The 21,079-nt window shown below is 69.9% G+C and carries 13 protein-coding genes and 1 riboswitch; of the genes, 7 read left to right on the top strand and 6 right to left on the bottom strand.

Annotated features, from left to right (window positions below; all coding sequences use genetic code 11):
* Positions 1-187 precede the first annotated feature (187 nt).
* Positions 188-1,072 (top strand): Lrp/AsnC family transcriptional regulator, encoded by an 885-nt coding sequence (locus SD455_RS11460; protein WP_070161465.1) that lies wholly within the window; start codon positions 188-190, stop codon positions 1,070-1,072.
* A gap of 202 nt (positions 1,073-1,274) precedes the next feature.
* Here SD455_RS11460 and SD455_RS11465 read toward each other — a convergent pair whose 3' ends face one another.
* Positions 1,275-3,065 carry a helix-turn-helix domain-containing protein gene (locus tag SD455_RS11465; RefSeq protein WP_445508179.1) on the bottom strand — a complete coding sequence of 597 codons (1,791 nt, stop codon included), beginning with the start codon at positions 3,063-3,065 and terminating at the stop codon, positions 1,275-1,277.
* 121 nt (positions 3,066-3,186) lie between these two features.
* Here SD455_RS11465 and SD455_RS11470 point away from each other — a divergent pair, with 121 nt between their 5' ends.
* Both SD455_RS11470 and SD455_RS11475 read left to right on the top strand, forming a co-directional pair.
* The gene (locus tag SD455_RS11470) at positions 3,187-4,383 is read left to right on the top strand and encodes an alcohol dehydrogenase catalytic domain-containing protein (protein WP_445508180.1); all 1,197 of its coding nucleotides are present in this window, start codon (positions 3,187-3,189) and stop codon (positions 4,381-4,383) included.
* 2 nt (positions 4,384-4,385) lie between these two features.
* Positions 4,386-5,783 carry a hypothetical protein gene (locus SD455_RS11475; RefSeq protein ID WP_445508181.1) on the top strand — a complete coding sequence of 466 codons (1,398 nt, stop codon included), beginning with the start codon at positions 4,386-4,388 and terminating at the stop codon, positions 5,781-5,783.
* 109 nt (positions 5,784-5,892) lie between these two features.
* Here the strand turns inward: SD455_RS11475 and SD455_RS11480 are convergent, their stop codons facing one another.
* The 4 genes from SD455_RS11480 to SD455_RS11495 all read right to left on the bottom strand — a co-directional run bounded on the left by SD455_RS11480 (position 5,893) and on the right by SD455_RS11495 (position 12,887).
* Positions 5,893-7,521 (bottom strand): amidohydrolase, encoded by a 1,629-nt coding sequence (locus SD455_RS11480; RefSeq protein WP_445508182.1) that lies wholly within the window; start codon positions 7,519-7,521, stop codon positions 5,893-5,895.
* 196 nt (positions 7,522-7,717) lie between these two features.
* A complete protein-coding gene (locus tag SD455_RS11485) occupies positions 7,718-9,892 on the bottom strand; it encodes a carbohydrate binding domain-containing protein (protein WP_445508183.1) in 2,175 nt (724 codons plus the stop codon).
* A 353-nt stretch (positions 9,893-10,245) separates the two neighbouring features.
* Entirely contained in the window at positions 10,246-11,100 is an 855-nt protein-coding gene (locus SD455_RS11490; protein WP_445508184.1) for an alpha/beta hydrolase family protein, read from the bottom strand.
* Between the two features lie 299 nt (positions 11,101-11,399).
* Entirely contained in the window at positions 11,400-12,887 is a 1,488-nt protein-coding gene (locus tag SD455_RS11495) for a sodium/glutamate symporter (protein ID WP_445508185.1), read from the bottom strand.
* A gap of 280 nt (positions 12,888-13,167) precedes the next feature.
* On the opposite strand from SD455_RS11495, the gene SD455_RS11500 reads away from it, so the two are divergent.
* The 4 genes from SD455_RS11500 to SD455_RS11515 all read left to right on the top strand — a co-directional run bounded on the left by SD455_RS11500 (position 13,168) and on the right by SD455_RS11515 (position 20,342).
* Positions 13,168-14,187, top strand: a complete 1,020-nt coding sequence (locus tag SD455_RS11500; RefSeq protein ID WP_445508186.1) for a DUF368 domain-containing protein — start codon at positions 13,168-13,170, stop codon at positions 14,185-14,187.
* Positions 14,188-14,317: 130 nt separating this feature from the next.
* A riboswitch (glycine riboswitch) is annotated at positions 14,318-14,430 on the top strand.
* A gap of 198 nt (positions 14,431-14,628) precedes the next feature.
* Positions 14,629-17,616 (top strand): aminomethyl-transferring glycine dehydrogenase, encoded by a 2,988-nt coding sequence (gene gcvP, locus SD455_RS11505; protein ID WP_445508187.1) that lies wholly within the window; start codon positions 14,629-14,631, stop codon positions 17,614-17,616.
* A gap of 110 nt (positions 17,617-17,726) precedes the next feature.
* The gene (gcvT, locus tag SD455_RS11510) at positions 17,727-18,908 is read left to right on the top strand and encodes a glycine cleavage system aminomethyltransferase GcvT (protein WP_445508188.1); all 1,182 of its coding nucleotides are present in this window, start codon (positions 17,727-17,729) and stop codon (positions 18,906-18,908) included.
* Between the two features lie 6 nt (positions 18,909-18,914).
* Positions 18,915-20,342: an L-serine ammonia-lyase gene (locus tag SD455_RS11515; protein ID WP_445508189.1), complete on the top strand. Its 1,428-nt coding sequence runs from the start codon at positions 18,915-18,917 to the stop codon at positions 20,340-20,342.
* 14 nt (positions 20,343-20,356) lie between these two features.
* Here the strand turns inward: SD455_RS11515 and SD455_RS11520 are convergent, their stop codons facing one another.
* Positions 20,357-20,920: a dihydrofolate reductase family protein gene (locus SD455_RS11520; protein WP_070159114.1), complete on the bottom strand. Its 564-nt coding sequence runs from the start codon at positions 20,918-20,920 to the stop codon at positions 20,357-20,359.
* Between the last annotated feature and the right edge of the window lie 159 nt (positions 20,921-21,079).

The raw sequence follows: 21,079 nt of genomic DNA on the forward strand, positions 1-21,079 counted from the left end.
CACATGGCAATAGGGAAAAGTTCAGGACGAGGGTGCTGATGATTCACTTCTGACGGTCGACCCGCCAGAATGTGACGCAGAAGGTGTTCCATGTGCTCTCCATGGTGATTATCTGCCCGAGATGGTGTCGCATGTGGGGAAATCGGTGGGTCGGCCTCTGGGGGCCGCCGATGGAAGGAGGAAGCCGATGGCGACGTCGATCGACGACGAGCTCATCGCCGCGCTGCAGGAGGACGGCAGAGCCAGCTTCAGCGCGTTGGCGGAACAGCTGGGGGTCCCGCGTTCCGTGGTGTCCGCGCGTGTGCGGGAGCTCATCGAATCCGGTGCAGTGCGCATCGTGGCGGCCGCGGCGCCGGCGTTCCTGGGGGAGAGCTGCCTGGCCCACGTGTCCATCACCGGGCGTGGTGAGCTCAGCGGGGTGGTCGAGGAGCTCAGCGGCCGCGATGACATCCCCCTGGTCTCGGCGATCTCCGGCTCCCAGGACCTCGTGGTGGAGGTCCGGGCGGCGGACCACGAGGCCCTGTTCGAGGTGCTGGCCCAGGTGCGCAGCTTCCCCGAGGTGGCGCGCATCCGCACAGCCATCTACACCGAGGTGCTGCGCGGATCCTTCGTCTCGGACTACGACGGCGGCGGCCGGGTGGACGAGATCGACAGCGAGCTGGTGGAGCTGCTGCGCCACGACGGACGCATCAGCTACCGGGACCTGGCCCGGCAGGTGCGGCTCTCGCCGACGGCGGTGCGCAGCCGGGTGCGGCGCATGCTCGACGACCGGATCCTGCGGATCAGTGCGGTGGTGACCCACTCCTCCCATGCCCGCCGCGTCAAAGTGGGGGTGGGGCTGCACCTGGGTGGGGAGGACGAGTCCGTGGCCCGGAGGCTCATGGGCTATCCGGAGACGGAGTTCGCGGCGATGAGCTTCGGGCCCTTCGACCTGATCGCCACTCTGGCCTCCTCTGTGCCCGGGGACGTCTTCGCCCGGCTCGACGATCTCAAAGGCCTGCCCGGGGTGACCGGGATGGAGACCTGGTTCCACCTCAAGACGCTCAAGGAGGACTACTCCCGCGCGATCTGAGTCGGTCCTTCTGCGTTGCCTCCGCTGCGTTGCCTCCGCTGCGTTGCCTCCGCGGCTTGGGCCCTTATGAGCTCGGATCCCGCGTCATAAGGGCCCACACCGCGGACTCAACGTGTTGGCCCCGGAGCCGTGGTCGCTACAAGCCGCGTCAGTGCACTCATAGCGACAATGCCTCCGGACTCAACCGGAGGGAGCGTACCGCTCAGTCGGCGTCCGTCTCCGGGCCGTGCGTCAGGCTCCAGACCCGCAGCGCGAGATGCACGTCCAGGCTGCGCGGCGCGTGGTCCCATCCTTCTCCGAGGATCCGGCGGATGGACTGCAGCCGCTGCTTGACGGTGCTGCGGTGCAGGAAGAGCGCTTCGGCGGTGCGGTCGATCCGCCGGTCGGTCTCGAAGAAGGTCGCAGCCGTCCGCACCAGCTCGGTGCCCCGTTCGGCATCGTGGGAGACCAGCGCGGCGATCGGCGCGGTCAGGTCGATCGGATCCCCCTGGGCCTCGGCCTGGCTTGCCGCGTGGAGCACGGCACCGACCACACCCACGTCGGCAGCGTCCACCAGTCCCTGGCGGCCGCCCAGCCGCATCGCCGTGACGGCCAGGCGTGCGATGCGGTGGTGCTTCGGCAGGTGGCGGATCGACGGCATCGGCCCGGACCAGGCGCCCTGGATGCCCAGCCCCTGCTCGGAGGCCTGGCGGCGTGCGGACGCCACCCAGCGCTCGTCGTCGAAGATCACACACAGCTGGTCGCCGAGGGGCGCCGCCAACCGGGTGCCCGGGAGGCCACGCAGCAGCCGGCGCACGGCGTCGGTGTCCTGTGCGGGCAGGATCACCGCGACGTGGATCGGGTCGTGCAGGCCCAGCCGCCAGCGTTGCAGGCGGCGGGCGAGCCGGTGGTCGGAGATCGGCCGTTCGGCCAGCAGATCCTCGATCACGTCCAGCTGCTGGCGGTGCTGAGCGTCCTCCTCCGCCCGGACGAACTGCAGCGCCAGCGCCATGTGCGCCGCCGCGTGATCGAGCAGCTGAAGCTCGGCCGGGTCCTCGACGCCGCAGGTCACCAGGTGCCCCAGGGCGTCATGGCCGGAGCGGATGGGCGCCACGACGACGGCATCAGGGCCCTCGCCGATCCGCAGGGCCCGGCCGGCGGCGCTGGCCGCCTCCAGGGCGGCGAGCCCAGGGGACGGGATCGTGGGTGTGCGGCCTGCCGGGTCATCCGGGTGGCCAGGCCGGGCTGCGGCGACGGCGATCTGCTCGCCGGTCTCGGAGAGCAGCGCCACGGGTGCCCCGAGGGTCCGTGCGGTGAGCGTCAGGACGCCGTCTTCGGTGGGGGCGCGGTTGATCTCGTGGAGCAGCTCGGCGTCGAAGTCCATCAGCTGTGTGCGGGAGACGAGCTCCTCCTGGCTGCGCTCATGCTCGCGGCTGAGCTGCTCGGCGTCGTGCAGGGCGCGGGTGTACCGCTCGGCATTGTCCAGGGCCACGGCGGCGTGCGTGCCCAACGAATCCGCGACGTCGATCTCCTCCGGGCTGAAGACCCGGTGGGAGCGTTCAGCGACCATGAGCGCGCCGATGACCTGCCCACCCACCAGCAGGGGCACTCCCATGATGGTCAGCACGCCCTCGCCGGCGACGATCTCATCGATGGAGTCCAGGTGAGGGATCGACTCGTCCCGCAGATAGTCGGTGGTCTGATACGGAGCCACGCCGGTGGCCACCCGACCGAGGATGCCGTAGCCGATCGGCATGCGCAGCGTCCGGTACTCCTGGGTGGTGACGCCGTCGGACTGGCGGATGTAGGTCTCGCCGGCGGCATGGTCGTTGAGGCTGATGTAGGCCATGTCGGAGCGCAGCAGGTGCCGGGTGCGTCGGACGATCGACTGGAGCACCGATTCGACGTCCTGCAGGCTGGACAGCTCGGCCGCGGTGTCCAGCAGCGCCCGCAGCAGCGCTTCCCGGCCGTGACCGGTCTCGTCAGTGCCTGAGCCATCCAAGGTGTCCACCATGGACACATCATAGGAGAATTCTCAGCCACGGCGGCTGTGGCCCAGGGAACAGGGAGCTGATGTCATCAGACACAGCACCACGCCCGCCTCACACCTGCCGAGACGCCCAGGAGAATCATCCGTGAAGATCAGAGGTGCCGTCCTCGAAGAGATCGGCCGCGCCCGCCCCTACGCCTCCACCGAGCCGCTGCGCATCAGCGAGCTGACCCTCGAGGCTCCCGGACCCACAGAGGTCCTGGTCCGCATGGAGGCCGCCGGGGTCTGCCATTCGGACCTCTCGGTGCTCAACGGCCACCGGGAACGCCCCGTGCCCATGCTGCTCGGCCATGAGGCGGCCGGCATCGTGGAGGCCGTCGGCTCCGCCGTCGACGACGTCAGCCCCGGCCAGCGGGTGGTGATGACGTTCCTGCCGCGCTGCGAACAGTGCGAGAACTGCGCGGCCGGGGGACGACTGCCCTGCACCCGCGGCTCCCGGGCCAACAACGCCGGCGAGCTGCTCCACGGCCATCGCCGCCTGAGCCGCGACGGTGCCGAGGTCCATCACCACCTCGGCGTCTCCGGATTCGCGACCCACGCGGTGGTGGACCGGGCCAGCGTGGTGCCGGTCGGCGACGACGTCCCGCCCCATGTGGCCGCCGTCCTCGGCTGTGCCGTGCTCACCGGAGGAGGGGCCCTGCTCAATGCCGCGCAACCCGCGCCGGCGGAGTCGGTGATGATCGTGGGCCTGGGCGGCGTCGGAATGGCCGCGCTCATCACCGCCCTGGCCGAAGGCTGCCAACGGGTGATCGGCGTCGACATGGCCGAGGACAAGCTGACCATGGCCGGCGAGCTCGGAGCCCATGAGACCTGGACCCCCCGGCAGGTCGCCGAGGAGGGCCTCACCGCGGATCACGTGATCGAATGCGCCGGAAGCCCCCGCGCCTTCGAGACCGCCTTCGACGCCACCGCACCGGGAGGCCGCACCGTCACCACCGGGCTGCCCGCCCCCACCGCCACTGCCACGATCTCCCCCTTGCGCATCACCGCAGAGGCCCGCACCGTGATCGGCTCCTATCTGGGCTCCTCGGTGCCCAGCCGGGACATCCCCCGGTACGAACAGCTCTGGCGCGAAGGACGGCTGCCGGTGGAGAAGCTCATCACCTCGCGCATCCGCCTGGAGGACATCAACCAGGCGATGGACGACCTCGAAGACGGACGTGCCGTGCGGCAGATCATCGAGTTCGACGCCGACCCCGCACCCGCCGATGCGGAGCAGCCCGCATCAAGGGCCCTCGACCACCACCTCGCCCACCACCCCGCCCACCGACAGGGAGCATGATCATGGCCCAGACCATCGAAGACCACGGGGACAGCCCCGGAGAGCAGGGCGACGGCGCCCCCTCCTCACCCCACTGGAAGGCCGGCCCCTTCGAGATCCGGCTTCCCTTCGTCCAATACCGCCTCGAATGGCCCGACTACACCCAGGGCCTGTTGATGTGCGCGGTGGACCTCGCTGCCATCCCGATGATGATCACCCTGCTGGGCATGCCCTTCGAGGTGGCGCTCGCCGTGATCCTGCTCAACGGGTTCCTCTACCTGACGCACCACCTGCTGGGCGATCCCGTGGTCCCGGGGTGGATCACCCCGGCGATCCCGTTGGTCATGGCCTACTGCATGACGTTCCCGGAAGGCCCCGAGCGCGTCCATGCGCTGATCTCCTTCCAGATCCTGCTGGGACTGTTCTCGATCCTGCTCGGCGTCACCGGGCTGGCCAAGCGGGTGGTGCGCGCCATCCCGCCGGCCATCAAGGCCGGTGTGCTCATGGGCGCGGGCATCGCTGCGGTGCAGACCGTCTTCGGGGAGGGCGGCCAGTTCGAGCAGTTCCCGATCACCATCACCATCGCGATCGGGCTGGTGTTCTTCCTCCTGTTCTCCCGTCACTTCCCCCGCTGGCAGGAGAAGAACCGCCTGGCCATGCAGATCGGCAAGCTCGGTGTGCTGCCGGCGATCCTGGTGGCCGTCCTCATCGCCCCGCTGACCCGCGAGGCGGAGTGGTCGCAGATCGAGTGGGGCATCGTGCAGCCCGACTTTCTCACGCTGTGGCGCGAGTACACGATCTTCGGGCTGGGCCTTCCGCCGCTGATGATGTTCGTGACCGCCATCCCCACCGTGCTGGCCACCTACATCGTGGTCTTCGGAGACACGCTGCAGGCCAACGCCGTGCTGAAGCAGGCGAACAGAGCCCGGCCGGACGAGAACGTGGAGTACAACCCCGACCGCTCCCACCTGATCTTCGGCGGACGTAACGCCCTGATGGGAGTGATCGGCCCCGACGTCGCGATGTGCGGCCCCTCCTGGTCGGCCATGCTGGTGGTGATCACCGAACGGTACAAAGAGGGCCGGAAGGCTATGAAGTCACTCTACGGAGGAGCCGGGTCCTTCCGCTGGGGCACCAACACGGGCCTGCTGCTGCTTCCCATCGTCACCCTTGTGGAGCCGGTGCTCGGCGTCGCGATGGCCCTGACCCTGCTGGTCCAGGCCTACGTGAGCGTGCGGATCGGCATCATGGAGGCCCGCAGTCAGCGGGATCTGGGGATCGCCGGAGTGACAGCCGGAGCGTTGGCCCTGCTCGGTGCGGCCTGGGGGCTCGGCGTCGGGATCCTGCTCTGCCTCGTCATCTACGGCCGTGACTTCTTCCGCGGAGAGAACGACGGCACGTTCGCCGAGGAGCAGGCCTGAGCCGCGCTGTCCCTCCCCGTTGCCTCGGCGGTTTGGGCCCTTATGACGCCGGAGTCGGGCTCAAAAGGGCCCAAACCGCGGAGACAACGTCATGAATGGGGGAGAGGGCTCACACCCAGTGGCGCACGCGGCCCCCGGTGATCACCCCGGCCACCGGGATGTGTGGCAGGTCGGAGGGCGCGACGGCGAACGGATCCTCGCGCAGCACGGTGAAGTCGGCGAACATCCCGGGGCGGATCTCCCCGGTCAGGTGCCCCATCCCGGCGGCATGTGCGGCTCCGGTGGTGAAGCCGGTGATCGCCTCGCCCACGCTGAGGTGCTCCTGGGGCTGCCAGCCGCCGTCGGGCCTGCCGTCCGGCCTCTGGCGGGTGACCGCCGCGTGGATCCCGCCCAGCGGCGACGGCGGCTCCACCGGCGCGTCCGAGCCGAAGGCGAGCGTGGCCCCGGCGTCGATCAGCGATCGCCAGGCGTAGGAGGCCATCGGCCGGTCACCCATGAGGCGCTCGGCCAGCTCGAAGTCCGCGGTGGCATGCAGCGGCTGCATCGACGGCACCACGCCCAGTGCCGCGAAGCGCCGCACGTCCTCGACCGCGAGGTGCTGGGCGTGCTCGGTCCGGTGCACCAGCGGGGAGGCCGGGAGGACGCCGGAGCTCACCTGCTCCGCCAGCCACTGGTACGCGTCGAGGACCAACTCATTGGCGCGGTCCCCGATCGCGTGGGTGGCCACGGCCAGCCCGGCGCTTGCGGAACGGGCCAGCAGGTCGCGCAGCTCGGCCTCCTCGGTGACCGCGACCCCATGCCCGTGCGTGGAGCCGGCCAGGGGTTCATGCATCAGGCATGTGTGGGAGCCCAGGGCGCCGTCGGAGAAGATCTTCACCGGCCCGGTGCGCAGCCAGGCGTCGCCGGAGCCGGTGTACCGCCCCTCGGCCAGGGCCAGATCCAGGTTCGGGGCGAGGACCGCCTTGGTGACGCGCATCCTCAACCGCCCCGTCTCGTGCAGGGCTGAGAACCCGGCGCGGACGTCCTCGCCGTCGAAGTCGTGCACACCGACCAGCCCCTGGGCCCAGAGTTGCCGCTGGGCGTGCTCCAGCTGGGCCGTGAGGTCTCCAGCGGCACCGGAGGCCAGGATCTGGTCCACCGCCCGCCCGGCAGACTCCCGCAGGATGCCGGTGAGCTGCCCGTCGGTGTCGCGGTCGAAGCTTCCGCCCACCGGGTCCGGCGTGGAGGCGTCCAGCCCCAGGGCCTCCAGGGCGGCGGAGTTGACCCACCAGGTATGAGCATCGGTGGAGTGCAGTGCGGTGGGGAAGGAGCCGGTGACGGCGTCGAGCGCTCGGCGGTCCGGCACCTGGGGGACGTCCCAGACGTTGTGGTCCCAGGCCTGTCCGAAGATCCACTGGGGCTGCTGCGGCCAGGTGCCCTCGGCCTTGGCGGCCTCCACCCGGTCCCGCAGGTGGGCCGCGACCCGCTGCAGGGCGGCCTCCAGGGAGGTGTAGTCCCGCAGGTCGGCGGAGAAGAGGCCGCGGGCGTAGAGTCCGGTGTGGACGTGGGCGTCCACGAAACCGGGCAGCACCACCGCGCCCTGCAGGTCGATGACCTCCTCGCCGGCAGCGAGATCGGGATGCAGCCGGGTGGCCTGTCCGACGGCGGCCACGCGTTCGCCACGGACCAGCACGGCGTCGCCGCGGGCCTCACCGATGCGGGCCGAGGGGATCACTCGGGCGTTCACGAAAAGCGTCACGCGATCACTCTAGCGACAGTGTGCCGGGGGACCGGAGGTCGACACCGTCGGCCACCGGATGGTCAGGTCCCCAGGCATGGGCAGGGCGGCGCCGGTGATCCCGACGCCGCCCGCTCCCGGCTCACACGGCCGAAAGGCTCGGCACGCGTGAGGTGTGGTGCTCCGGTCCGAGGCTCATCTCAGACCGGGCCGTCTCTCAGCAGGGGTTGCCTGCGGTGACCTCTCCTTCTGAGACCTGCTGCTCGCCGGCGGCGATGCTGTAGTCCTGGTGGTCGTTGTTGTCCCAGGTGCCGGCGCCGTCGTTGAAGGCGGCAGTGATGCCGTCCGCGTCGTCGAGCTGGATGTCGGCCCGGAACCAGCCCTCGCAGGCCTCGGCCATCGCCACGCCCGGAACGTCCGTCCAGCCGCCGTCGCCCACCTGGTAGTGGATGCGCGGGTTCTCCCAGCCCGTCTCGTAGTACACGGTCAGGTCCGGGTCCTCGCCCGGGGCGGGCTGGGCCTCGCAGGGGTCGCCCTCGGCCAGCTGGCCGTCGGCGAGCTGGATGACGCCGGAGCCGATCGTGTAGTCCTCGCCGGCGTTGTTGTCCCAGGCGTCGCCGCCGTCGTTGAACGCCGCGGTGATGGTGCGGGCGGTGCCGAGGTCGATCTCGGTGTGGGCCCAGCCTTCGCAGACCTCCGTCAGTGCCTCGCCCGGAGCATCGGTCCACTCGCCGTCGCCCACCTGATAGTGGACGTACGGGGTCTCCCAGTCGGTGGCGTAGAACAGGGACAGCTCGCGCTCCTCCGGCGGCGTCGATCCGTCACCGTCGCCGTCTCCGTCGCCGCTGGCCGGGGTGGCGCCCACGTGCAGAGCCACGGCGGAGTCCGGGCCCACGTGGGCGCTGAAGGTGCCGTCGGCCGCCACGGTCACGGTCTCCCCGGAGCAGCCCTCGGAGGTGGCGGAGCCGGTGTAGACGTTGCAGTACTCGCCGGCCGGCAGGGAGGTCTGCCAGGTGTGCTGCACACTGTTCGGTCCGCGGTTGGCCACCAGGAAGCCCTGGTCGCCACGGCCGAAGGCCAGGGCGTGGGAGTCGTTGGTCCACGTGTCGGTCACCGGGGCGTCCCCGACGGCGTTGCGGAACCCGACCATGTTGGCCACCTCGGTCTGGGCGTGGATGCAGGTCCAGTTCTCCTCGCCGCAGACCGCGTCGCGGATCCGACCGTCCTCGTGCTGCACGGGGCCGGCGTCGTAGTCGCTGAACGAGTAGCCGGAGTGCACCGCGGGCATGCCGTACGGCCAGGCCAGTGTGAAGGCCTGGGCCAGGCGGTAGGCTTCTCCGTCCTTGTAGCTCAGGGTCTCGCCGTTGCGTTCGGTGTCGTGGTTGTCCACGAACGTGCCGGCGTGCTCGTCGGCGATGAAGCCTTCCCAGGTCTCGCCGATGCCCTCGCCGGAGAGCAGCCAGTGGATGTCGCCGCCGTCGAAGGCCTCCTTGAGCTTCCGGCCCCAGGTGAACTCGTGGACGTCGCCCAGGTGCTGGTACTCCTCGGGCTGGATGGGTTCGCCGCCGCCGCGGATGACCTCGGAGACCACGTAGATGTCGGTCAGGTCCACGCGGTCCAGGATGCCGGTGAGGTCATCGGCGGAGATGTGCTTGACCGCATCGATGCGGAAGCCCTCGACGCCGAGGTCGATGAGGTCCTCGAGGTGTTCGGCGATCCTCGACTGGACGTAGTCGGAGCTGGTCTTCAGATCGGCGAGTCCGAGCAGGTCGCATTCCTGGACCTGCCAGCGGTCGGTGTAGTCCTCCACCTCGCAGCCGTGGTTGTGGAAGTCATCGGACGAGTAGGTGCCGGGGTAGTCCGTGTGGGTGAACTCGCTGCCGGCCCAGCCCACGCCTTCCTGCTGGCCGGTCATGTGATTGATCACGACGTCGGCGATGACCTTCACACCGGCGTCGTTGCACTCGGTGACCATGTCCGCGAACTCCTCGCGGGTGCCGAGCCGGGATTCGATCTGATAGCTCACCGGCTGGTAGTGGGTCCACCACTGTTCGCCCTGGATGTGCTCCTGGGTGGGGGAGGTCTGCACGTAGCCGTAGCCGGCCGGGCCGAGCGTCTCACGGCATTCGCGGGCGATGCTGTTCCACGTCCACTGGAACATCACGGCGGTGGTGTCCTTCGGGCCTTCCGCGCTCTGCGCCGCGGTGCGGAACTCCGGGAGCCGGTCGGTGTGGTGGGCGGAGTTCTGCGAGGCATTCTCCGCGCCGCGGGCACCGGCATGATCGGCCGCGTTGTCGGAGGCCGGGGGCCCGCCGTCGAAGGCGGTGGCCGCAGGCATGGTGGCGGGTGCCAGCATGGCCCCGGCCAGTCCGAGGGCCCCTGCCGTTCGCACCGCATGTTTCCGCAAGCGCTTCCAAGGTGAGTGCGGCACAGGCTCCGCCGTACTCTGTGTCGTCGTCATCAGTGCTGTCTCCAAGGTGATGGCATCTCAGTCCGCCGGGAATCGGATGAGAGGCGTCGTCGCCGTAGCATCGGCGACCGCGTCGAGTCGACGTCTCCTGACTGAAGATAGCGTGAATGTGATCCAGATCGCAAGGATTCGTGGAAGCGCTTGCAGATGCATTCTGTCGAGATGCGGCCTCGCAGGGACGCAGGCGACCCCTCCTTCTGGCCGCGTGGGCGGGCGGCTGAAGGAGGGGTCGTCTGCCTCAGGGCGGTGAGGTGGCCGGGTCGGGGCCGGCGGTGTCAGCTGATGCGCCAGTCCGAGATGCCGGTGCGCGGTCCGGTGTCCGGGCCGGGGTTGACGAACTGCTCGTAGCGCTCGTCGTCATCCAGGTGGAGCTTCAGCCAGGCGATGCTGTACTTCGCGATCGTGGTGTTCGACCGGTTGGGGGCGAAGTGGCTGGCCCCGCGCAGTTCCAGGTAGGCCCGCTGTCCGGCGTTGGTCAAGGACTCGTAGAACGGGATGGAGTGGCTGCGCACCGGGGCGGTGCGGTCGTTCTCCGCCCCGATGATCAGGGTGGGAGCATCCATGGAGCTCCAGTTCTTCTTGGCGTTCCACGGGGTCAGCGGCACCACGGCCTGGATCTCGTCGCGATCCTCGGCGGCCTGCAGCGCCCCGCCGCCGCCCATCGAGTGGCCCATCACGGCCTGACGGCCCTCGTCGATGAGTGGGCCGACCACGCTGTCGTCGATGGCGTGGTCGAGCGCGCTGAGGAGCTGTGTGGCGCGCTGGCGCGGCTGGTCGTAGCGCGAGTTGGTGTCGAAGGTGACCACGACGAAGCCGAAGGAGGCCAGGCGCGGTCCCAGCCAGGAGATTGAGGACTCGTTGGCCGTGTATCCCGGGGAGATCGCGACGACGCCGAAGGTCTCGTCGGTGCCGGTGGGGTAGTACATGGTGCCGCCGTTGAAGCCGTCTGCGGCGAAGCGCGAGATGCTGCGCTCTCCGACGCTGTAGCTGCCCCGAGTCTGCTCGATGGAGGACTCGGTGGGATCGGGGCCGCGGCTGGTGTCCGCCTCGGCCTGGGCGGCCGGTGCCATCAGGCCGAGCAGTGCGATGAGGGTCAGCAGCAGTGTGCCGACGCGACGCAGGTGTGTCATGGATTCCTCTGGTGTCAGGCCTCCGGCGGGGGAGGCGGCTGGCGGGTGCTCCTCGATGAAGCGCGTCAGCACAGTACCCTCCAGTGTCGTGGAGCTGGTGTCAAGGGTTTGTGCCACGATAGTTCATAAATTCACACAGTGTTCGGATGGCAAGGCGGGTGCCCAGCGGCGGCAGCGGGGCAGAACGGCGGCAGTACGGCGGCGCAGCGGCGGCAGGGAGTGGGCACAGCGAGGGCCCGGGGAGGCGCCTGTCGCCTCACTCGGGCCCTGGAGGGGTTTCCGCCGCTGTGGTGGTCAGCTCACCGCTGACCTGCAGCCAACTCTGAGGCGGGGTCCGTCCACCGTCCTGCGCGCACACCGCGGTGGTAGATCATGCCGGCGGTGATCGCCGCGACGAACAGCACCGCCATCGGGATCAGCACGATGTAGACGCTGCCGGTGGCGTACATGATCGGAATCGAGATCGCCGTGATCAGTCCACCGCCGAAGAAGGGCTCGAAGGCCAGCTGCTTGTAGCCGAAGGCCTCCAGGGCGGGGGACTGGTCGTCAGGGTCGGCCACGCGGAGCAGCGCGAGGCCCGTGGCCGTGACGCCCATCGACTGGCCGAAGTCGGCGATGCCGCGCTCCAGCCAGAACTCCGGGACGATCCGCGGGGTGAAGTACAGCAGCATGAACGTGCAGAACGCGACGCCGGCCACCGAGAGGATCAGGAACGTCTGCCAGAAGTCGGCGATCACGGTCAGCGAGATCGTGGACAGAGCGGCGACGATGAGGATGTCCAGGGCGAGCCCCTGGATGCGCTTCATCATCTCGTGGTCCAGCAGGTTCGTGTTGCCGGTGCGGTCCAGCACCACCTGGATGATGACCCCGCCGATCATCGCCAGCGGGAACAGCGGCACATAGCCCAGCAGCGTGGTGCCGTCCTCGCCGGCGGGAGTCCACAGGGAGTCCGGCTGGCCCCACAGCAGATCCTCCACCCAGACGATGCCCTCCAGCAGGATCCAGCCCAGGATGATCGCCAGGCCGACGACGGCCACGTGCAGGGTGAGCGGCTCGATGGAGCCCGGGCGGGCCGTCATCCGGCCGGCGTAGACGGTCTCGTCGTCTGAGTAGAGTCCGCGCAGCTCGGCGGTGGACTGCTCGGAGACCTGCTTGAGCACCCGGGTGCGGCCGGTGCGCACGCCCCAGTTCACCACAGCGACACCGATGACGATGGCCGAGACGAGCCCGACGGTGGCCATGGCCAGGGCGAGGTCGGCGGCTTCAGGGATGCCCATGTCTTCGAAGGCGGGGCGCATGCCGCCGGCGGTGCCGTGGCCGCCCTCGAAGGCGATCTCGATCAGCGCTCCCATCATGGGGCTGACGCCGAACAGGGGGGCGAGCACCAGCAGGGCCAGCAGCAGCCCCACCACGTACTGGCCGGAGCCGTAGGCCACGCCGATGGACAGCTGGGGACCGGCCAGCTTGGCCACGCGCTTCGGCGAGGGGATGCGGGAGCCGAGGAACAGGGTCGCGAAGACCACGGAGATCAGCAGCCCGGGCAGGGTTCCCCAGACCTCGTAGATGTCGGCGGTGAAGACGCCGCCCTCGGCCAGCCAGCCGAGGTTCAGCGGCTCGGCGAGGCGCCCGATCACCTCCGGGCCGAGGATCAGGCCGAGGAATCCGGCGATGATGCAGCTGGGAAGCAGCAGCTTCTGGATGAACGGGACCTTCACGCGAAGGTACTTGCCGAGCAGCATGATCGCCGCCAGCAGGACGATCGCGAATCCGATGGCCTGGGGACTCATCGTCGTCTCCCCTTCCTCCCGTGTCACGGGTGGCTTGAGCACCGCGGTTCTCCGGTGGTGCGCAGGTGGTCATGGTGGCAGGGAGACGCCAGGACGACGACGTAGACTGAGGCCGCCGTCCGCTCCGGGCGTGACAGACAGCCCGCCGTCGCGGCGCTTCCCAGGGTGCCCTGGTCGGACAGGGTCCGGCCGGAGCGCCTCATGGTGGTGTGATCCGTGTCTCGTGACCTGTCTGACAGGCCCGGAGACCTCAGTGTAAGGCGTGAAAGGCGAGTGCGCTATGCCAGCATCATCCTCTGCCGGAGACCTCTCCCAGCAGACCCCTGACGACGCCGCGGGCGCGCCCGAGCAGCGCCGCACCAGCGTGGTCGGAGACCTGGTCCGTGGTGCCCTCATCGGCACGGTGGAGACCGTCCCGGGCGTCTCCGGCGGGACGGTGGCCCTGGTGGTAGGGATCTACACCCAGCTCATCGACTCGGCCTCGCATGTGGTCTCGGCCGGGCGGCGGCTGGTGACCGGTCCGGAGCGGGCGGCGGGGATGCGCGAGCACCTCGCCGCGGTGCGGTGGAAGCTGGTCATCCCCGTGCTGTTCGGCATGGCGCTGGCCGTGTTCACCATCGCCGGTCCCATGGCCGATGCCGTGGAGTCCCATCCGGAGGCCACGCGAGCGGCGTTCTTCGGCATGGTGCTGGCCTCCATCGCGGTGCCGCTGCGCATGGCCATGCACGTCAGCCCGGAGCAGACGGGCAGGGCCGCCCGCACCTGGGGTCTGCGGGTGCTCAGGCTGCGGCACGTGCTGGCCGGGTTGGCCGCGGCCGCGGTGACGTTCTGGCTGGTCTCCCTGCCGCCCACGGATGTGGAGGCGACCCCGGTGACCATCATCCCGGCGGCCGCCGTCGCCGTCTCCGCCCTGCTGCTGCCCGGCCTCTCCGGCTCCTTCCTGCTGCTGACCTTCGGCCTCTACGAGCCCACGCTGCGCGCGGTGGACGAGCGCGACGTCGGCTACCTGGGGCTGTTCGCCGTCGGGATGGTGCTGGGGGTGATCCTGCTGGTCAAGCTGCTGCAGTGGCTGCTGGAGCACCACCACCGGATCACCATGGTGGTGCTGGCCGGGGTGATGCTGGGAGCCCTGCGCACGCTGTGGCCCTGGCAGGACGAGGCGCGCAGCCTGCTGGCCCCGACCGGGGATCTGCTGCCGATCCTCGGCCTGGCGGTGGCCGGCTTCGCCGTCGTCACGGTGCTGGTGATCCTCGACGCCCGACTCGTGGCCAAGCAGGAGCGGCAGGCCCGTTCCGTCTGATCCGTCGCCGTCTGATCCGTCGCTGTCTGATCCGTCGACGCGGCCCTGCCGACGCCGGCTCCGCCGCCGGGGCGTGATCCCCCTCCGGCAGTGCAGGTAAGATGGGCCACAGGTCAACTGAATACGCCACGTCCCCTGTGTGGGAGAGCCCGGAGTGCACGCCGTCATGGCGGGTGAGCCCCGGCGCCGAAGGAGCAACATCCTCCCCAGGAATCTCTCAGGCACCCGTACCGTGCAGGGGTGGCGACTCTGGAAAGCAGGACCCCGACGCCCGGCCGCAGGATCCGGCCCGCGACGGCGGCTCCTCACCCACGGTGCAAGCCCGCGTCCGACGGCGACTCCTCGCCTCAGCAGCCGGGTCAAACTCTCAGGTTCCCTACAGAGCTCGGGGAGGGACACGAGCATGTCCACCCCTCTGCGCTCCGGAAGGAAACCTCCCCGATGACCAGCACTCTCAGCCCCGACGCCAGCACCCCCTCGGGCGTCCCCGACGGCGGCGTCAGCCCCGCCTTCTCCGTGCCGGAGGGCTTTGCCTCCCGCCACATCGGACCCACCTCCGAGGCCGCCGAGACCATGCTTCACACCCTGGGCCACCGGTCCCTGGCCGACCTGGTGGACGCCGCCGTCCCGGACTCGATCCGGCAGGCCCGTCCGCTGCAGCTGCCCGCCGCCCTCTCCGAGGCCGAGGCTCTGGAGGCGCTGCGCGGCTACGCCCGGCGCAACACGGTGAAGACCCAGATGATCGGTCAGGGCTTCTACGGCACCCACACTCCGCAGGTGATCCTGCGCAACGTCCTGGAGAACCCGGCCTGGTACACCGCGTACACGCCGTATCAGCCGGAGATCTCCCAGGGCCGCCTGGAGGCGCTGCTGAACTTCCAGACCATGGTGGCGGACCTGACCGGCCTGGACATCGCCAACGCCTCGCTGCTGGACGAGGCCTCCGCCGTCGCCGAGGCCATCCTGCTGATGCGCCGGGCCAACAAGAAGAAGGCCTCCGGGAGCATCGTCCTCGACGCCGACACCTTTCCGCAGACCCGTGAGGTCGTCGCCGGCCGCGCGGAGGCCCTGGGCATCGACGTGCAGATCATCGACCTCGCCGCCGAGGGCCTGCCGGAGGGCGAGCTGTGCGGTGTGGTGGTCCAGCAGCCCGGTGACTCCGGCGCCGTCGTCGACCACACCGCGCTCATCACCGAAGCCAAGGAGCGCGGAGCGATGGTCACCGTGGCCGCCGATCTGTTGGCCCTGACCCTGATCGCCTCGCCCGGTGAGCAGGGCGCCGACATCGCCGTCGGCAGCTCCCAGCGCTTCGGGGTGCCGCTGTTCTTCGGCGGACCGCACGCGGCCTATATGGCCGTCCGCTCCGGTCTGCAGCGTCAGCTGCCCGGTCGGCTGGTCGGCGTCTCCCACGATGCCGAGGGCCGTCCCGCCTACCGACTGGCCCTGCAGACCCGTGAGCAGCACATCCGCCGGGAGAAGGCGACCTCCAACATCTGCACCGCGCAGGCGCTGCTGGCCGTGGCCGCCTCCATGTACGGCGTCTACCACGGCCCCGAGGGGCTCCGCCGCATCGCCGAGCGCGTCCACGGCCACGCCCGGACCCTGGCCGCCGGGCTGCAGGCCGGCCGACGCCGGCTGGTCAGTGAGTCCTTCTTCGACACCGTGCAGGTCCGCCTGGACCTCGACGCCGAGGCCGAGCACGTGCTCTTCGCCGCGGAGGAGGCCGGCATCAACCTGCGCCGGGTGGACGAGACCACCGTGGGCATCAGCGTGGACGAGACCACCACTGCCGCGCACGTGGACGCGGTGCTGCGGGCCTTCGGCGCCCCGACCGAGACCTCGGAAGGCACGCCTGCCGACTCTGGTGACTCTTCCGACTCCGCCGCGGCCGGCCACGGCACGGCATTCCCCGAGGCGCTGCGCCGCACCAGCGAGTTCATGACCCACCCGATCTTCCACGAGGTCCGCTCGGAGACGCAGATGATGCGGTACCTGCGGAAGCTCGCCGACCGGGACCTGGCCCTGGACCGCACCATGATCCCGCTGGGCTCCTGCACCATGAAGCTCAACGCCGCCACGGAGATGGAGGCCATCTCCTGGCCCGAGTTCGCCGGCATCCACCCCTACGCCCCGGCCGAGCAGACCGCCGGGTGGCGGGCGCTCATCGAGGACCTGGAGGCGAAGCTGACCGCGGTGACCGGCTATGCCGCCGTCTCCATCCAGCCCAACGCGGGCTCCCAGGGGGAGTACGCCGGGCTGCTGGCCATCCGGCAGTACCACCTGGCCCAGGGCGACGCCGACCGGGACATCTGCCTGATCCCCGCCTCCGCGCACGGGACCAACGCCTCCTCGGCCGTGCTGGCCGGACTGCAGGTGGCCGTCGTCGCCACCGCGGAGGACGGCACCATCGAGATGTCCGACCTGCAGGCGAAGATCGCCCAGCATCCGGACCGGATCGCCGCGATCATGCTCACCTACCCCTCCACCCACGGGGTCTATGAGGCCGATGTCCGCGAGGTCTGCCGCACCGTGCACGAGGCCGGCGGCCAGGTCTACGTGGACGGCGCCAACCTCAACGCGCTGGTCGGCCTCGCCGAGCCGGGGGAGTTCGGCGGCGACGTCAGCCACCTGAACCTGCACAAGACCTTCTGCATCCCGCACGGCGGCGGTGGGCCCGGCGTCGGGCCGGTGGCCGTGGCCGAGCACCTCAAGCCGTTCCTGCCCAGCACCTCGGTGGGCGGGGCCGGCAGCAACGGGGCCGGCACCGACGCGGCCAGCCGCGGCGGCGCCCCGGTGACCTCCACCCCCTACGGCTCGGCCGGCGTGCTGCCCATCTCCTGGGCGTATCTGGCGATGATGGGTGCCGAGGGGCTGACCAGCGCCACCGCGCACGCCCTGCTGAGCGCAAACTACATCTCCCGGCGCCTGGCGGATCACTTCCCGACCCTCTACACCGGGGAGGGGGACCTGGTGGCCCACGAGTGCATTCTGGACCTGCGGGAGCTGACCAAACGCTCCGGGATCACCGCCGAGGACGTGTGCAAGCGGCTCATCGACTACGGTTTCCACGCCCCGACGCTGGCCTTCCCGGTCAACGGGACCTTGATGGTGGAGCCCACCGAGTCCGAGGACCTGGCGGAGATCGACCGGTTCATCGAGGCGATGATCGCCATCCGGGCCGAGATCCAGCAGGTCATCGACGGCGAGGTGGAGGCTGCGGACGCGCCGCTGCGGCATGCTCCGCACCCGGCCGCCGTCGTCGCCTCCGACGACTGGGACCGGGCCTACTCCCGGCAGCAGGGCGCCTTCCCGGTGCCCGGGGTGCTGCAGGACAAGTACTTCCCGCCGGTGAGCCGCATCGACGGCGCCCACGGGGACCGCAACCTGGTGTGCAGCTGCCCGCCGCCCGAGGCGTTCGAGATCAGCTGACGGCCGCTGACGCCGACGCACCCGCACAGATCGTCTCTCGGTGAGAGATCGTCGTTGGATTCAGGGACGATCTCTCACCGAGAGACGATGAACCGATCAGGAGACGCTCCATGACTGAGACCACCCCGCAGCAGACGCAGACGACGACGTCGGCGGACACCCCGCTGCGCGAGACCGCCCTGGCGGCCGAGCACGAGGCGCTGGGCGCCAGCTTCACCGACTTCGGCGGCTGGCGCATGCCCCTGAAGTACACCTCCGAGCTCACCGAGCACCGGGCGGTGCGCGAGACCGCCGGACTCTTCGACCTCTCCCACATGGGAGAGATCCGCGTGGCCGGCCCCGACGCTGCCACGTACCTGAACACCGCGCTGGTGGGGGACCTGGCCAAGGTGAAGGTCGGCAAGGCCAAATACTCGCTGATCTGCACGCCCGACGGCGGCATCCTCGACGATCTCATCGGTTACCGCATCACGGAGGACGAGTATCTGATCGTCCCCAACGCCGGCAACCGGGAGACCGTGTATGCCGCGATGGCCGAGCGTGCGACCGGCTTCGACGTGGAGGTCTGGGACGAGTCCGAGGCGATCAGTCTCATCGCCGTCCAGGGACCGAAGGCGGAGGCCATCGTCTCCTCTCTGGTGCGCCTGGACGAGACCACCATCGTGGAGAACCTGCCCTACTACGCGGCGGACACCGTGACGATCGGCGGCGAGGAGATCCTGCTGGCCCGCACCGGGTACACCGGCGAGGACGGCTTCGAGATGTTCCTGCGGGACGACAAGGCCGGCGCCCTGTGGCGGGCGCTGCTCAGCCGTGGCGAGGAGCACGGCCTCACCCCCTGCGGGCTGGCCTGCCGCGACTCCCTGCGCCTGGAGGCCGGGATGCCGCTCTACGGCAATGAACTCTCCACCGAGCGGGTCAGCTTCGAGGCCGGACTGCCTGTGGTGTCCTTCTCCAAGGAGGAGGACTTCGTGGGCCGCGCCGCGCTGCAGCAGGCCAAGGCCGAGGGCCGTGGGAAGACCACGGGTCAGCGGCTCGTCGGGCTGAAGGGCCTGGGCCGCCGCGCCGGCCGCGGGGGATACCCGGTGCTGGCCGCCGAGGGGGAGCGCGCCGGTCAGCAGATCGGCGTGGTGACCTCTGGCCAGCCCAGCCCCACCCTGGGCCACCCGATCGCGATGGCCTATGTGGACGTGGAGTTCACCGAGCCCGGTACACGGCTCGACATCGACGTGCGCGGCAAGGCGCAGCCCTTCGAAGTCGTCCAGCTGCCCTTCTACCGCAGGGAGAGGTGATCCGTCATGGCGATCAGTGTGTTTGATCTGTTCAGTGTGGGGATCGGTCCGTCGTCCTCGCACACGGTGGGGCCGATGCGGGCTGCGCGGCGGTTCGTGGTCGAGGAGCTGACCGCCCCTCTGGAGGCAGGGGAGGGCGGTCCTCTCGCGGAGGTCCGGGTGGACCTCTACGGCTCCCTTGCCGCCACCGGGCAGGGACACGGCACGTTCGACGCCGTGCTGCTGGGCCTGGAGGGCTGGGATGCCGAGGAGATCCTGCCCGAGCAGGTCGAGGAGCGGCTGGAGGATATGCGCGCGACCGGGACGGTCCGTGTGGCCGAGCAGCTGGGGCGACGCCGTGACATCGCGCTGCGCACCGAGGATCTGGTGCTGAGGCCCCTGACCTTCCTGCCGCAGCACAGCAACGGAATGGCCATCACAGCCCTCGACGACGACGGCGGCGTCTTGGCCGAGCAGACCTACTTCTCCATCGGGGGAGGGTTCGTGCTCACCGCCGCCGAAGCGGAGGACGCCTCACTGGGTGATGCCGTGGAGTCCACCGAGGCGGAGGTTCCCCACCCCTTCACCACGGCGGCCGAGCTCATGGAGCACTGCCGCAGCACCGGCCGGGCCGTCTCCGAGGTGATGATGGCCAATGAGACCGCCGTCCGCAGTGAAGCGGAGGTGCGTGCCGGGGTGCTGCACATCTGGCAGGTCATGGAGGAGTGCAAGAACTCGGCCCTGCGTCGGACCGGTGTCCTCCCCGGGGGTCTGAAGGTCCGACGTCGTGCGCCCGACTGGCATGCCCAGCTGACGGAGAAGGACCCCGAGCGTTCCCACGCCTATTGGCAGGAGTGGGTGAACCTGGTGGCGTTGGCCGTGAACGAGGAGAACGCCTCCGGCGGGCGAGTGGTCACCGCGCCGACCAACGGGGCGGCAGGGATCATCCCCGCGGTGGGCTTCTATGCCACGCACTACGGACCCGGGGGGAGCTACGCCGCGCGAGATGAGCGCGACGAGATCGTGGTGCGGTACCTGCTCACTGCCTCAGCGATCGGGGTGCTCTACAAGGAGCAGGCCTCGATCTCTGGTGCTGAGGTGGGGTGCCAGGGAGAGGTGGGGTCGGCCTCCTCGATGGCGGCGGCCGGGCTGTGTGAGGTGCTCGGGGGTACTCCGGAGCAGGTGGAGAATGCCGCGGAGATCGCGATGGAGCACAATCTCGGGCTGACCTGTGACCCCATCTCAGGCCTGGTGCAGGTGCCGTGCATCGAGCGCAACGCCATCGCGGCCACGAAGGCCGTCAATGCCGCCCGGATGGCGCTGATGGGGGACGGCTCGCACCGGGTCAGCCTCGACGAGGTCATCGTGACCATGCGCGAGACCGGGGCGGACATGTCCTCCAAGTACAAGGAGACGGCCCAGGGCGGGCTGGCGGTCAACGTCATCGAATGCTGAGGTCTCGGGGCCGATCAGCCCCGTGACCCCTCGGCACGTCGATACCGCTCATAGACCACGCGGCCGCCGAAGACGCGGCTCTCCACCAGCTCCAGGGGTACGGCCTCGTCCACTGGCGGCAGCAGGGGAGTGCCTCCGCCGAGGATGATCGGGTGCCGGAAGATCTGGTACTCCTCCACCAGTCCGAGCTCCACGGCCTGGGCGGCCAGCGTGGGGCCGCCGATCTCCACGTCCTGCTCGGTCGCGGCGAGCACCGCGGGGATCTCCTCGGCCAGGGAGCGCTGCGCCAGCCGGGCGTTCCCCTCTACCTGGTCCAGGCTGCGGCTGAACACGATCTTCGGCAGCGCGGCCCAGACGTCGGCGAACTCCGCACCGAGGGCGTTCTCCCGCATCAGCGGATCCGTCTCCCAGGGGAGCATCGTCTCGTAGAGGCGACGCCCGCACAGGCAGGCTCCGAGCCCGCGCACCGTGTCCAGATGGAAACGGAACAGCTCTTCGTCCGGGGCGCCCCAGCTGAAGTCGCCGGTGCGGTCCGCGGTGAACCCGTCCAGCGAGGTGCTCATCGAGATCAGCAGCATAGCTGTCACTGTAGGCAGGATCGAGTCCCCGCAGGGAGAGCTCGCGGCTGAAGGGCTCGCGAGTTGGTCTGGAGTTTTGGGTACTCGACTCGATCCTGCCTACAGTGACAGCTATGCTGCTGATCTCGATGAGCACCTCGCTGGACGGGTTCACCGCGG

It is taken from the genome of Nesterenkonia sp. K-15-9-6 (assembly GCF_052656005.1).

Excerpts from the sequence above, each read along its gene's own strand:
- SD455_RS11460 (WP_070161465.1), top strand. The coding sequence starts at position 188 with ATGGCGACGTCGATCGACGACGAGCTCATCGCCGCGCTGCAGGAGGAC.
- SD455_RS11465 (WP_445508179.1), bottom strand. The coding sequence starts at position 3,065 with ATGGTGGACACCTTGGATGGCTCAGGCACTGACGAGACCGGTCACGGC.
- SD455_RS11475 (WP_445508181.1), top strand. The coding sequence starts at position 4,386 with ATGGCCCAGACCATCGAAGACCACGGGGACAGCCCCGGAGAGCAGGGC.
- SD455_RS11490 (WP_445508184.1), bottom strand. The coding sequence starts at position 11,100 with ATGACACACCTGCGTCGCGTCGGCACACTGCTGCTGACCCTCATCGCA.
- SD455_RS11495 (WP_445508185.1), bottom strand. The coding sequence starts at position 12,887 with ATGAGTCCCCAGGCCATCGGATTCGCGATCGTCCTGCTGGCGGCGATC.
- SD455_RS11500 (WP_445508186.1), top strand. The coding sequence starts at position 13,168 with ATGCCAGCATCATCCTCTGCCGGAGACCTCTCCCAGCAGACCCCTGAC.
- gcvP (WP_445508187.1), top strand. The coding sequence starts at position 14,629 with ATGACCAGCACTCTCAGCCCCGACGCCAGCACCCCCTCGGGCGTCCCC.
- gcvT (WP_445508188.1), top strand. The coding sequence starts at position 17,727 with ATGACTGAGACCACCCCGCAGCAGACGCAGACGACGACGTCGGCGGAC.
- SD455_RS11515 (WP_445508189.1), top strand. The coding sequence starts at position 18,915 with ATGGCGATCAGTGTGTTTGATCTGTTCAGTGTGGGGATCGGTCCGTCG.
- SD455_RS11520 (WP_070159114.1), bottom strand. The coding sequence starts at position 20,920 with ATGCTGCTGATCTCGATGAGCACCTCGCTGGACGGGTTCACCGCGGAC.